15 protein-coding genes are annotated in these 13,155 nt (G+C 57.7%); 11 read left to right on the top strand and 4 right to left on the bottom strand.

Features of this window, described 5'->3' with window-relative positions; translation table 11 throughout:
- Positions 1–22: 22 nt before the first annotated feature.
- From GRAN_RS23905 to mobF, 8 genes are all read left to right on the top strand, one after another.
- The gene (locus tag GRAN_RS23905) at positions 23–892 is read left to right on the top strand and encodes a hypothetical protein (protein WP_128915588.1); all 870 of its coding nucleotides are present in this window, start codon (positions 23–25) and stop codon (positions 890–892) included.
- A gap of 18 nt (positions 893–910) precedes the next feature.
- Complete coding sequence (locus GRAN_RS25660) at positions 911–1,081, top strand: hypothetical protein (protein WP_161571145.1); 171 nt, start codon at positions 911–913, stop codon at positions 1,079–1,081.
- A complete protein-coding gene (locus GRAN_RS23900) occupies positions 1,056–1,832 on the top strand; it encodes a VirB8/TrbF family protein (RefSeq protein WP_128915587.1) in 777 nt (258 codons plus the stop codon). The genes GRAN_RS25660 and GRAN_RS23900 overlap by 26 nt, the downstream gene beginning before the upstream one ends.
- Positions 1,829–2,836: a TadA family conjugal transfer-associated ATPase gene (locus GRAN_RS23895; RefSeq protein WP_128915586.1), complete on the top strand. Its 1,008-nt coding sequence runs from the start codon at positions 1,829–1,831 to the stop codon at positions 2,834–2,836. Before GRAN_RS23900 ends, GRAN_RS23895 begins: the two co-directional genes overlap by 4 nt.
- Positions 2,837–2,917: 81 nt before the next feature.
- Positions 2,918–3,214, top strand: coding sequence for a hypothetical protein (locus tag GRAN_RS23890; protein WP_192898063.1), 297 nt, complete (start codon positions 2,918–2,920; stop codon positions 3,212–3,214).
- Positions 3,215–3,513: 299 nt separating this feature from the next.
- A complete protein-coding gene (locus tag GRAN_RS23885; protein ID WP_128915585.1) occupies positions 3,514–3,906 on the top strand; it encodes a hypothetical protein in 393 nt (130 codons plus the stop codon).
- Positions 3,903–5,936 (top strand): type IV secretion system DNA-binding domain-containing protein, encoded by a 2,034-nt coding sequence (locus GRAN_RS23880; protein WP_128915584.1) that lies wholly within the window; start codon positions 3,903–3,905, stop codon positions 5,934–5,936. The genes GRAN_RS23885 and GRAN_RS23880 overlap by 4 nt, the downstream gene beginning before the upstream one ends.
- 6 nt (positions 5,937–5,942) lie before the next feature.
- Positions 5,943–9,503, top strand: a complete 3,561-nt coding sequence (gene mobF, locus GRAN_RS23875; protein ID WP_128915583.1) for a MobF family relaxase — start codon at positions 5,943–5,945, stop codon at positions 9,501–9,503.
- Between the two features lie 171 nt (positions 9,504–9,674).
- On the opposite strand, the gene GRAN_RS23870 is transcribed toward mobF, so the two are convergent.
- Positions 9,675–9,851, bottom strand: coding sequence for a DUF3606 domain-containing protein (locus GRAN_RS23870; RefSeq protein ID WP_128915582.1), 177 nt, complete (start codon positions 9,849–9,851; stop codon positions 9,675–9,677).
- Positions 9,852–9,937: 86 nt separating this feature from the next.
- On the opposite strand from GRAN_RS23870, the gene ligD reads away from it, so the two are divergent.
- From ligD to GRAN_RS25655, 3 genes are read left to right on the top strand one after another with little or no spacing between them, the layout of a single operon-like run.
- Positions 9,938–10,912: a non-homologous end-joining DNA ligase gene (gene ligD, locus GRAN_RS23860; protein WP_128915581.1), complete on the top strand. Its 975-nt coding sequence runs from the start codon at positions 9,938–9,940 to the stop codon at positions 10,910–10,912.
- The gene (locus tag GRAN_RS23855) at positions 10,913–11,134 is read left to right on the top strand and encodes a hypothetical protein (protein ID WP_128915580.1); all 222 of its coding nucleotides are present in this window, start codon (positions 10,913–10,915) and stop codon (positions 11,132–11,134) included. It abuts the gene before it with no gap.
- Position 11,135: 1 nt separating this feature from the next.
- Positions 11,136–11,306, top strand: coding sequence for a hypothetical protein (locus GRAN_RS25655; RefSeq protein ID WP_161571144.1), 171 nt, complete (start codon positions 11,136–11,138; stop codon positions 11,304–11,306).
- On the opposite strand, the gene GRAN_RS23850 is transcribed toward GRAN_RS25655, so the two are convergent.
- From GRAN_RS23850 to GRAN_RS23830, 3 genes are all read right to left on the bottom strand, one after another.
- Positions 11,303–11,608 (bottom strand): hypothetical protein, encoded by a 306-nt coding sequence (locus tag GRAN_RS23850; RefSeq protein WP_128915579.1) that lies wholly within the window; start codon positions 11,606–11,608, stop codon positions 11,303–11,305. The two genes, GRAN_RS25655 and GRAN_RS23850, sit on opposite strands and share 4 nt — an antisense overlap.
- Before the next feature lie 573 nt (positions 11,609–12,181).
- Positions 12,182–12,394, bottom strand: coding sequence for a cold shock domain-containing protein (locus tag GRAN_RS23835; protein WP_128915576.1), 213 nt, complete (start codon positions 12,392–12,394; stop codon positions 12,182–12,184).
- Between the two features lie 218 nt (positions 12,395–12,612).
- Positions 12,613–13,131 (bottom strand): YciE/YciF ferroxidase family protein, encoded by a 519-nt coding sequence (locus GRAN_RS23830; protein WP_128915575.1) that lies wholly within the window; start codon positions 13,129–13,131, stop codon positions 12,613–12,615.
- Positions 13,132–13,155: the final 24 nt, after the last annotated feature.

Raw genomic sequence — 13,155 nt, 5'->3', positions numbered from 1 at the left:
CCAAGAAAAGTGAGCAACCCCAATGAACACCACACCCGGATTTGTAGATTGGCTGGGCCAGTTCTCTCAAAGCATCTCAGACCTTACTTTGCAGAACGGCGGGGCACTGTCCAACTTCGGGATGTTGCTGCTTACGTTCATCGCCACGATGATTCTGATTGGAATCGCAGTGCGGATGTCTCCGTGGTCTGCTCATTTAGGCGGTCACGCATCGGTCAGCTTGGATGAAGTGAAAGTGTTTCTCTTTCGCTTCCTCTTCTGCCTCGTAATCGAACACTACTGGACGACTAACCTGCCAGGCGCGAGCTTCGGATTCAACCGGATGTTCTCCTATATCGGAGCACAGATCGCACAGATTCTTGACCAGAACGCCCTCAACCAACTCAACGCCATCATCAACACAGCGGGGCACAACACCCCGGTTCCATCGATCACGTCACCTGTCGAAGCGTTCGTCTACATGCTTGTCGAGGGTTTCCTGGGATTGGCGTCCGGCGTGCTCTTTTTGCTCAATTGCAGCGCCTTCATCTTCTATGCCGTCACCGCACTCTTTGGCCCGCTAATTATCCCGCTCTATCTCACCGAAACCTTTCGCGGCAAGTTCTTGCACTTCGTGGAGGTCCTGGCGAGCTTCGCGATGATTCGTGCCGTCGCCGCCGCGTTCATCTACGTGTGGTCTCAATTCCTCATCAACTTCATCAACCAGACCTTTCAGGGTAACTACAGCATCGCCAATTGGATCGCTAACCTCATCCCGTTCCTAGCCATCTTCGTTGCGTTCATCTTGAATCTGGTACTGGTGCCCACAATCACTCAAACGATCTTCGGAGGCGGTGCGGGCGCAGCCGGAAAAGTGGCACAGCTCGCCGAATCCCTCGCAATTTTGAAGTAAAAACTCGCAGGAGTCGTCATGATCGCTCTCTGGTACCTCTACAAGCGTCTTCCCCGTCCGTTCAAGATCCTCATGGTGATCTTCTTCGCCGGACTCGTTATCGAAAGCCTCGTGCATACAGGGGTACTCATTCACAACAACAACATGAATTCGAGGAGGCAAAATGTCCACACAAGCCCAGTCAATTAGCTCACTCACACTCCGGCAGCACGTCGAGGCCGACCAGATCGCCAACGAGGTATATGCAGCCCATTACAGGGAGCGGAGCATCGCAAGGTTGGCAATCGGGACTCTTACGGCTCTCTCTCTTGCTCTCACTGCTGGCATCGTCCTGATTTCAAGCCGCCCCACCTTGAATCGTTATGTCCGAATCGATGACGCGGGCCGTGCCCAGGCCATCCAGTACAGCGATTTGAACTACAGCCCGCGCGAGGGGGAGATCAGAACGTACCTCACCGATTGGATCAATTACCGGCACACCCTCAACAGGGAGACCATCGCGAAGAAATACCCGATGAACTACTACTTCCTATCCGGCCCGCTTGCTTCGCAGCTCATCAATGACGACAACAACAATCACCTTACGACGCAGGTGATCGGCGGCCAGCTAGAGCCGAGCGAAGTGCAGGTTAATAACGTGACCATCACTTCGATGACGCAAGAGCGAATTTCTAATGCAGTCGTCTCGCGTGGAACGGCGCTAGTGACGTTCGACCGCATCTACTCCTCGCAACATTCGCAGCAGCCGCGCACAGAGCATTGGATTTCTTCAATCACGTACTACGTGAACCCGGCGCAAGTCAGCGACCACGCCAAGACGAACCCTCAGTACGAGACCATCAACCCGCTTGGAGTGACCATCACCGAGTTCCACGAAAACCGCGTCTCGGTCGATCAGACACCGCAGGGTTCCACGTATCGCGCCCAGGAGAAGCCATGAGCGAGCCCAAGTCTCCTGAGAGTGGATGGGAAAAGGTGTTGCCGTTCTTTGAGGCGGAAATTCAGGCGCTCATTCTCGATCCGACCATAAGCGATTTGATGATCAACGGAACGACAGGAATCTATGCAGATCGTGGTGGGGTTATCGAGCATATCGAGCTGAAGAACGAATACAGCGTCGAGCGTCTGGAGGCGGCGATCCAGCGTGTGGCCCGGCTCATGGGCCAGGATCTCACTCAACAAAACCCGATCCTGAATACGCGTATGCCGGATGGCTCTCGTGTCGCCGTGGTCGGAGCACCCTCTGCGATAGGTGGTCCGACACTCACGATAAGAAAATTCAATCGTTGGTACAGCACAGATGAGTTGATTGCGAGCGGCAGTATGCCATCAGGCGTGCGGGATCGTGTCGTTAGCTTCCTGATGGATAAGAAGAACGGCATCATCGCGGGCGGAACCGGATCCGGGAAGACGACCTTGATGAAAGCCATCCTTGACCACGTTCCCGCAACCGACAGGTTGATCGTAATCGAGCAGGTTGCGGAGCTTCGAGTTCTTCAGCCAAATGCAGTGAGATGGGAGGCTGTAGACGCAATTCCAGGTCAGGCAGCAATCCCGCCAAGCGCACTTTTAGCAGCGGCACTCCGGCACAGACCCGATCGGATCATCTTCGGTGAGATTCGCGACGAGTGCGCCAACGATCTACTCCAAGCGATGAACACCGGACACGGCGGCACCCTCACCACGTTGCACGCGAAATCAGCATGGGATGCACTCAGCAGACTATCGAATCTCGCACTCAGCGCACGCGCGAACATCAACCACGGTTTTATCCGTTCCGAGACCGCAGAGGCAATCGACTTCGTTCTCTACTGCGAACGTCAACCGAGCGGCAAACGGCGCGTACGCGAGCTAATTGCCGTCACCGGCTATGACTTTGCCACACAAGCGTTTCTCACGGAAGACCTCTACAAGGCTCCGAATAGCTCGACAGTGAGCCACTGAGTTTGATCTCACGGCCTGCACGGTTGAATAGCTTCATTCACGCATTCTCTAACCCAAAGTCGTTCAGGAGGAACACTGACCATGCCACTGCTTGAGATCAAACAGACGAAGAAACTCACCATCATCTGCTCACTTGAAGAGTCAACCGCTATTCAGGTGGAACAGTATGCAGCCTTCGTCACTGCGTCACCGGATGACGTGGTGAATAAGGCGCTGGAGTACACCTTCGGGAAGGATTCTGAGTTCCAGAAATTCCGCAGCGCCAACCCCAAAGGCACTGGCACCCTGCGCATCAAGAAGCCTGCTGCGGGTGCAACAGGTGCCCCACGCGGCCCCAAGCCTGGTGCCGCGAGCGCGAAGGCCAGCGCCTCTCTCTAGTGCGTTCCTGCGCTGCATGGTTGCAGCGCAGGAAGTGACGTTGCACGTCACGGAACAACACCAGCAAATGCAGCAACCCGCAGCTCGCAATTAGGTGGTTTCCAACATGCAAATGTGGCAGAAAGCGAAAACGGCGCTTCGCACCGGGAGACGTAGACACTCCACCCCTTCCAGGGTGTCGTGAAGCAGTAGCAAGGGTGCTAGTTGGCAACCGTGCTCAAAACAAAAGACATAGCCAAATAAGGGTGCTAACTGGCACCTTCCGGGTGCCAGTTAGCAACCGATCTTGGGAGCGTTCCATGGATCAAGATTTAGCCTCACGCCCCGCCCAATTCGCTGATCGTCTTAGCCGCGCGCAGGGCCGCAAGGCGCGACGATACAGCGCTACCGCGAAGATGACTCGCGAGGAGCACAACGAATTAGAGGCGGCGGCTAAGAGCGATGGCCGCGCACTAGGAGAGTGGGCAAGGGAAGTGTTGCTCCGTGAGGCGCGGCGGCTTTCTGTTGACCCGACTTTTACAGAGATCGTGGCTATTCGACAGCTCCTTAACTCAACTCTGCGAAGCGTCGCCTGCGGCGCGGTCATGACGCCAGAAGCGTTCCAGGCAGAGCTGCAAGGGATTCGTTCCAGCAAGCACAAGGCGGCAGCCGAGGTGATGCAACAGTACGCGGCGACGGAGGCGGGACAATGAACGACAAGCAGAAGTGGGGCCGCAAAGAGACTATTGTTTGGCCGCCGCACGCACCCATTTATACGTTCATCGCCTTGGCTCTGGGTGTATTCGTAACGATCCTCTTCGTTTGGCAGTTTCTCCGCTTCTCTGAGACTCCATTGAGGCGGGACTATACGACGACCTATATCCGGTCGCTCGTCGGGGCGACGTTCAAGCAGCACGGCAAGTACCGGCTGCTCTATGTGGGCGGCGGCAAAGCCGCGCCCAGGCCTGCCCTGCCGGCCGATTTTGTTCCAGGCGAAACCAAGCTGCCCAACGGTGCCATCTCCCCGGTCGATCTGTCTCAGGCCGCGCGGCATCAGGGTTTCACGGTGTTCTACAAAGGACCGGAAAAGGACTACAACGACGCCGCTCTCAGCCGGTGGCTCCGCACCGTCTACTTCGACGGTCAAGGGCTGCTCGACATCTACGGCACGTCCTTAGCCGAGGGGTTTGTCGTCCTGGTGATCGCCCTTGTCTTTGCCGGCCGCGCGGACGTGAAACGCTTTCGAGAGTTGAAGTATGGACGCCGCCTGAAGGGTCCGGTCATGACGACGCCTGCCAACTTCAACAAGGCGTTGCAGGCGGATGGGCTCGCAATCGAGACCGCCGAAAAGCGTTCCTTTTTTCGGAAACCGACGCAGCTCCGCATTCCCAAGAGCGCCGAGGCGAAGCACATCCAGATCATGGGCGACACCGGGACCGGTAAGTCAACTTTGATAAAACAGCTCCTCCAGCAGATCGCCGACCGAGGCGAAATTGCCATCGTCTACGACCCCGCAGGGGAGTTCACAGAGAGCTTTTACAAAGAAAGCCGGAAGGACTGGATTCTGAATCCGCTCGATGAGAGAACGCCGTACTGGACGCCATCGAGTGAGCTGAGGAACCCGGCTGAGGCGCGCACGATCGCTGCCTCCATGTATCAGCCACGCGAAGATAAGCGCGGCGAGTTCTTCACCGACACGCCGCAAAAGATCTTCGCCCATCTTCTGAAGTACAAACCCTCGCCGGAGGAATTGGTGGAGTGGATGTCGAACGAGGATGAGATCGACCGGCGTCTGAAGGGGACCGAGCTTGCGAACTTTGCACCCAAGGATGCACCGCAGCAGCGGAGCGGCGTACTCGGTTCATTAGGCCTCGTTGCCGACAGCCTGCGTCTCCTGCCCACCCGCGAAGAGGCACAGGGGCGCGAGTGGTGCGCCACCGAATGGGCCGACAAGCGCGAGGGGTGGATCTTCCTCACGTCTACCGAAGCCGAGCAGGAGGCGTTGCGCCCGCTGCATTCGCTCTGGATCGACCTGTTGGTGTTGCGCCTGCTGACGAAGCCAAAGCCGGGACAGAAGAAGGTGTGGCTGGTGATCGACGAGCTGGCCAGCCTGCAGCGGCTCCCGCAGTTCCACACGGCACTGACCAAGGGTCGCAAGAGCGACAATCCCATCGTCTTCGGCTACCAGGGCAAGGCCCAGCTCGAAACCATCTACGGCCATCTCGCCGAGGTCATGCTTTCGCAGCCCACCACTAAGTTCATCCTCCGCACCGCCGAGCCGAACGCCGCGAAGTGGGCGGCCGAGATGATCGGCGAGGTTGAGATCGAGCGTGTCCGTGAGACGGTCGCGGACGGGAAGCGCCAGGGCAAGAGCTTCACGCTCGATCGTCAGATCGAGCCGCTGGTGATGAAGTCTGAGGTAGAAGGTCTGCCCGACCTCCACGCCTTCGTGAAGATCAACAACTACGTTTCGCGCTTCTCGTTTCCACCCATGAGCCTTCCAAAGATCGCAAACGCGTTGCAACCTCGCAAGATCGCTCCACACAAGATGTGGTTCAATCCGTTGGCACCGGAACCTGCAGCGGCACCGCAGCCTCCCGAGAAGCCAGTCAGCGAACCGGAGAAACCCGCCAGCAAGGGCGCTCCGGTCAAAGAGGCCGAGGCCCTGGTCCCCAAGCTGGAAGTTCCAAAGGTGGTCCCCCCGTCGCCGCTTCAGGAACAGCCCCTTTCACAGAATCTCTAGGTTGCCATGCTCACCATTTCTAAAGCCATCAGCCCGGCTCAGGCGCAGACGTACCATAGTCTGGAATACACCAGCGACGCCCAGAGCTATTACAAGCAGGACGACACGGTAAAGGGAGAGTGGCAAGGGAAACTTGCCGCCTCCCTCGGCCTCTCCGGAGAGGTTTCGCCACTGGAGTTCTCCCGTCTGACGGAAGGCAAGCATCCGCAGACTGAAGAACAGATGGTGAAGCACCGGGAAGGGAAGGAGTACACCAACGCGGACGGCAGCGTTACCAAGCCCGTTGAGCACCGGGCCGGATGGGACGCGACGTTCTCCGCCCCCAAGTCGGTCTCATTGACCGCTCTGGTAGGTGGCGACGACCGCGTGAGGGAGGCTCACCGTGCCGCTGTGACAACAGCACTTGAAGAGCTGGAGAAATACACGCACGCGCGGATCGGCGGCAACAATCCCGCCGAACAGACCGGGAAGTTCATCGCGGCGAAGTTCGAGCACGACACCGCGCGGCCAGTGAACGGCTACGCAGCGCCCCAGCTCCACACGCACGCCATCATCTTCAATGTCACCGAACGTGCGGACGGTTCGACTCGCGCCCTACAGCCCCAGGCTCTCTTCGAGTCGCAGAACTATGCCACCGCTGTTTACCAGTCGGCTCTCACCTACCAGCTCCGCAGGCTGGGTTATGAGATCGAGCCAGGGCAGAGCGGCGCACCTGAAGTAAAGGGCTACTCCCAGCCATACCTTGACGCGTCGAGCCCACGCTCTCAGCAGATCAAAGAGCAGATGGAGCGTGCCGGGTTCCAAGGACCAGAGGCCGCGCAAATCGCCGCGCATGCGACGCGCGATCGCAAGCAGACCCTCACGCCCGCCGAGGTGTTGGCCGCGCATAAGGAGATGGCCGCGGACTTCGGCAACCAGCCTGAACGAGTCATCGCGGCAGCGCGGGAACGCGCATTAAGCCAGGCTCAAGGAAGCGGCTTGCAGGGCGATGCTCGCGGAGCCGTGGCCTTCGCCAAGGAGAAGGTTTTCGAGCGCGAGGCCGTCGCCGATGAGCGGATCATCATGCGCGAGGCCCTGCGCCGAGGTATGGGCGAAGTCAGCTTTTCCGAAGTCCAGACCGAGTTCCAGCGGCGACGAGAGGAAGGTGAGTTCCGCTCTGTCCAGGGCCAGAAGCACAGTTCCGGCCGCAGCTTCACCACTCCCCAGACCATTGCGGCTGAGCGCGCGAACGTGCAACACGTCTTGGACGGAAGAGACGCGGCAAAACCGATGCTGAGTGATCGAGCAGCCGAGAAGCAGGCCCAATCCCGCGATTTTCTGAACGACGCGCAGCGCACGGCCATCCGCGAGGTGCTGACAAGTACCGACCGGGTACACGGATTTCAGGGGCTTGCGGGCACCGGAAAAACGAGCGCCCTTTCGGCCATCCGCGAGGGTGCGGAGCAGGGCGGCTACAAGGTCGAAGGCTTCGCCCCGACCTCTAAAGCGGCAGGCCAGCTCCGCGAAGCCGGGATCGAAGCGAATACGCTTCAGAGCTTCCTTGCACGGCAGAAGGAGCCCGACCCTGCCAGCAAACATCTCTACATGCTGGACGAATCCAGTCTCGCCAGCACCAAGCAGATGCGAGCTTTCCTGGAGAAGATACGCCCGGAGGACCGCGTTCTCGTAATCGGTGACATACGCCAGCATCAGGGCGTCGATGCGGGCCGACCCTTCCAGCAGATGCAGGAAGCTGGCATGCAGACTTCCAAGCTGGACACCATCATGAGGCAGAAAGACCCCGAACTGCTTCGCGCCGTGCAGCACCTCGCCACGAACGAAACGGAGAAGGGAATCGCCCTGCTTTCCGAGCAAGGACGGGTCACCCAGCTTGCCAACGCGCCAGAGCGCATCGCGGCGATCGCGCGGGACTACGCTGCGAAACCAGAGAACACCATCATCGTCTCCCCAGACAATCGCAGCCGCCAGCAGATCAATGAAGCTGTGCGCGGCGAGCTGCTGAAGACCGGAACGCTCGCCGAGGACGGCCGCCAGTTCCTTACACTTTCTCATCGCTCGGATATGACCGGCCCCGACCGCACCTGGGCGGCGATGTACCGTCCCGGCGATGTTGTCCAGTACGAGCGCGGCAGCAAAGCCGAAGGGATCGAGCGCAACAGCTTCGGCGTTGTGCGGTCGAGTGATGCGACCGCCAACCGTCTGACCGTGGAGTTTCCAAACGGCGCAGCCGTGGAGTACGACCCAAGGCGTGTCTATGGCGTGAACGTTTATCGCGAGACCAGTCGCGAGTTCGCAACGGGCGACCGGCTGCAATTCTCTGCATTGAATAAAGAGCTCGGCATCTCGAACCGCGACATGGGCACCATCAGCAGGATCGAGCCCGACCGTATGACCGTCCTTATGGATGGCAAGGAAAAGCGTTCCGTCAGCTTCAGCCCTGAAGAGTTCCGGCAGTTCGACCACGGCTACGCCGTCACGTCGCACAGCTCCCAGGGACTCACGGCAGACCGCGTGATAGCCAATATCGACACCGACTCTTCGCGCAGCCTCATCAACAGCCGCCTCGCTTATGTAGCCATCTCACGCGCGGCCCAGGACGCGAGGATTTACACGAACGACGCTGAAACGTTGGGTGCGCGGCTCGCTACGGATGTAACCAAGACGGCCGCGCTCGACTTCACAACCAAGGTTGAAAAGGCCGAAGTCGTACAGACCCCCAAAGCTTCAAAGGCCGTCCAGGTCCACGAGTACAACAATGCCGACTCACGGCTCGCCGCCGTTGCCAGCGAGTACGTTAGCCGTCCAGAGCGCAGCGTGATCGTCGCTCCCGATCGCACGGAGCGCGAGGAGCTGACGCAGCTCATCCGTGCCGACCTCTACGCGCAGGGCAAACTCGGCCGGGACGCGCGAGCTGTCCCGGTCCTAGTGGAGAAAGACACCGGCAGCAAAATGCGCGTGGAGAGCTATCAACCCGGAGACAAGATCCACTATAAGACCGGCAGCCCCAGCCTTTATGGCATCCCCCACGACAGTGAGGCCACGGTCGTATCCACGAAGCCGCGCGGCAACGTCCTTTCGGTTCAGCTCGACGCGACGCGCGAGGAAATCTCCTACAACCCGGCGCAGCTCCGCACGCAAACGCGCGAGAGCCGGACCTACCAAGAGGAAACCCGCGAAATCGCGCAGGGTGAGCGCATTCGCTTTACCAGCTATGACAAGGAGACCGGCGTCCGCGCCGGTGACCTCGGCACCGTAACTCGCATCGGTCAGGACCACTCCATGACGGTGAAGCTCGATTCCGGCAAGACCGCAGAGGTCTCTTCAGAGAAATCCCGCAACATCGACTACGGCTACGCCGTCGATGGCGTGAAGAACCTCCGCGCGGAACGCGTGATCGCCACAGGCGATGGCCTTTCCCAACAGACCTTCCAGGGCGTTCCTCCGAAAACGGATCTCGCTTTGTACACCAACCAGCCGCAGCAGGAGTTTTCTGCTTCCAAAGAAATCGCGGCGCCTGAACTTGCACAGCCTGTCCGGCAGCAGCACGACTTCGGCATCGGCTTCTGACCATCGCTTGCCTTTATGTATTTGTGTCTTTACATAAATAGATCCGCCGTCGAGGGCTGGGGGAATGTGGGAGACGCCGGCAGCATCGGCGTCTTCCAAGGAGCCGTGCGAAGGGTGGGAAAGCTTCACCGTTCCATGCTTTCCATGGACGCGGCATTTCCACGGTCCGCTCTACTTGCCGAGTGCCTTCCTTACATCTGCTGCCATGACACCGTGCTCTTTGACCAGTACACGGAGCTTTTCTGGAGTTACGCCGAGCTCTTTGCTCCAGTATTCCAATTCGTAGGATTCGTGAACGTTGATGCGGAGACGGTCAGCCGCCCCCCGTTTCGTTGTGTCGTCGGCCATTGTGGTCTCCTCCAGGCGCAGATAGCGTCCAAGGGTGAGAGTGTCTACTAGAGCGCTACGTTGTGCGCCGATCCGAGCGATAAACCTTGAAAAGCAAATTTGTCCCGCTGTCGAAGCCCCTCACCTTTATTGAATCCATGGAGTGTCTGCCGGTCACAGTCGTTCCCGAGGGCGCGACGTGGACCTATGAGATCAAATTGGATGGATTTCGCCTTGAAGTCGTTCGTGACGGAGCCGAGACAACCCTTTACTCGCGCAACGCGAACATTCTGAATGACCGGTTCCCATACATAGCTAAGGCACTAAGCGGCATTCCAGGCGGCACCATCCTGGACGGGGAACTTGTTGCTCTAGGGCCGGACGGCCGACCGAGCTTTAATCTGCTTCAGAACTTCCGCTCCGCAGAATCACAGATCATCTATTACGCCTTCGACATCTTGGCCTACAAGAACCGCGACCTCACGCAGTTCCCACTGTCTGAACGAAGGGGCATTCTGGCGTCTGTCGTAGAGCGTCAAGAGCACATTGATCTGTCCGCAGTGTCTCAGATGAGCGCCAAGGAAATGCTTGCCTTCGTCCGTGAGCAAGGACTGGAGGGTGTCGTTGCAAAGCGATCCGACAGCATTTATCAGCCAGGACAGCGCACCGGCGCATGGTCCAAGCACCGTATCAATCTCGGTCAGGAGTTTGTCATAGGCGGCTACGTGCCCAGCAATTTAGGACTGGATTCGATCATCATCGGCTTTTATCGAGGCAAAGATCTCATCTACGCCTCTCGGGTTCGTGCAGGATTTGTACCGGCAACACGTCGAAAAGTATTCGAGCAAATCAAACATCTCACCACGCCGAAGTGCCCCTTCGCGAACCTGCCCGAAGCGGCCAGCGGGCGATGGGGCCAGGGGCTCACAGCCGAGAAGATGAAAGAGTGCGTTTGGTTGAAGCCCGAGGCAGTCGCACAGATCGAGTTCCTGGAGTGGACCGGCGCAGATCATCTACGCCACACTAAATTCGTCGCACTGCGTGACGACAAAGACCCTCGGAAGGTCGTCAAGGAGACCTAAATGCGTCTAAATCGGGAAAAGCTGCTGATGTTGTGGAACACAGAAGATCTGCCTGCTTGTAAAGGTGGGATGCAGCTCGCCGAAGCCTTCCTTTTGAGTTGCGCCGAGGCCGTAGATCGCTTCGGGGAAGAGGAGCCAGCCGACCGGCTAACCGAGATCACGGCGAGCTATACAGCAATGGTGGAGCACGGCGATCTCTGTGATGACTGTAAGGAGGTTTGAAATGAGTGAAGAGAATTCTCCCAAGGAAATGCAGGAAGCCGATAGTCTCCCCCCTGTTGATGAAACATCGGCTGATTACAAGGCAGGTTTCGAGACAGGCGTTGATCTCCAGCCGCTGGATGAAACGAAATCACTTACGTGGCAGCGAGGATGGGCTGATGCCGAGGATTAGGCCAGAAGTTGCTGCACTTGGCTTAGAAATGTGTTCGGCGGTTGCAAGGTGGGCACCGCAAGGACTGAAGAACTACTCGGGCTGACCGCTTCCAGGATGACTTGCTTCTCTGCTTCCGGAACGGAGTGACAGATGACCAGAAGAGCGTAGCTGCTCGATGCGGTGCGATCCTGAAATTCGTCTGCGCTGTGGGCAAGCTCCACCTTAAAACCGGCATGTACAAGAATCAATCGCCGGGTCTCCAACAGCACGGGATCGAGCCCATAAATAAGAATTTGCTCGTTTTTTGATGGCGCTGGCACGTTGTATTCTCTCACTCGGCTGCGAACAGGATAGGAAACTTGTTGGAAAGCGTGGCCATCTGATGTTCAGAGAAGCACAGATTTCATTGATGTTTGCGGACTGGAAGGGTCACGGCTATGGATATGAAAGACCTGTCCGCACGCCTTCGGGCTCTGAACGCTGCCGCTGACGATAAAAGCCGTCAGCACGCTTCCTCGGTCGTTCGCGAAATGGTGAACTCGCTGGAGTCCGTCAACAACCTTGTCTACCTGATAAGCCTCCAGACGCAAGATCCTGCAAAGGTCACACAGCTAGTCGAAATGCTCCAAAGCGCGCTTCCGTTTCTCAATGAGGTTGTGCAAAGCACTCTCGAAGCGACTATCGTCTTGCCTGTTCCTGGCTCTGCGAAAACTCCCCACGCTTGACCGTGTTAAGAGAGAAGTCGCCACAGCGATGTTCGCTCTCGGCGGCGTCAAGTGTAGAACCGTCTAGGCCTGGGCGAATAATCTGGCAGCATTTGGAGCAGATGGATTCTTCGAGTGGACCAAGACGTTTTATAAAGTCGCGAAGTGCGGGCATGCTATCCCTTCAGATTAAAGAGCCGAAGCCGTTACATTATCTGCTTGTGGCCCCTGGGTGCCTTGGATGATGTCGAACTCGACCGTCCGTCCCTCTTTAAGCGACTTGTAGCCGTCGCTCTTAATCAAGCTGAAATGGACAAAAACGTCCGGGCCGCCCTCACGCCCAAGGAAGCCGAATCCCTTGGCATTGTTGAACCATTTGACCTCGCCTTTGTACTGCGCCATGACACGTTCTCCAAGTAGCTGGAACGAAAGCATAAACAAATACGTTGCTTAAGTTTGTCGGATACCTCACAAAACATGTCCACACTTGTTTGATTTTGGGACTACATTGGGATAATCGAACATCCACGAAGCTGGTTTCCATTTGCTGATAATGTCACCTCAACGACCATGGCGAAGGCGACAGCTCGATGCCGAGCCATCGCCCTAGCGTCATTCATTTACTGAGCCGACACTGCGGCAGCTTCCACGTTCTCCCGCTGCGCAATCGTTGTGAGCAGATGGTCGGCGTGTTTCTCTTCCTCAAGCGTTTTCTCCAGCAGCGCGGCATGGTCCGTCAGGCCTAGGGTCGTGGCCCACGCGATCGCAGCTCCATAGGAGGCTATCTCGTAATGCTCAATCTTTTGAGCAGTTGCCAACAGCCCAGCGTCTCGTACCGGGCCTTCGCTCGATTCGCGGACAATGTTTACGCCGGACGAGATCAGAGCTGTGGCAATCGGATCTTTCTTATCGTCCGAATCGCCGGTCAGCTCAGAGATGAGCTTATCGAGGCGTTGGACCTGGACTTCTGTCTCCTGCTTGTGTGACTGAAAAGCCTGCTTCAGTTGAGTGTCCTGAGCATGGTCGATCATGCTCTCCAGTCCTTTGACAATTTGGTTTTCTGTGGACAGCAGATATTGCAACTGGCCTGTGTATAGCGAGCGAAGATCATCGTAGTCATTCGGCGTAATGAAACCCATGTCGGGAACTCCTGGTTGAGGTAC

This window comes from Granulicella sibirica, assembly GCF_004115155.1.
In the GTDB taxonomy this organism is placed as follows: Bacteria; Acidobacteriota; Terriglobia; order Terriglobales; family Acidobacteriaceae; genus Edaphobacter; species Edaphobacter sibiricus.
Note: the sequence above shows the minus strand (reverse complement) of the source record. Positions and strands in the feature narration are given on the sequence as shown.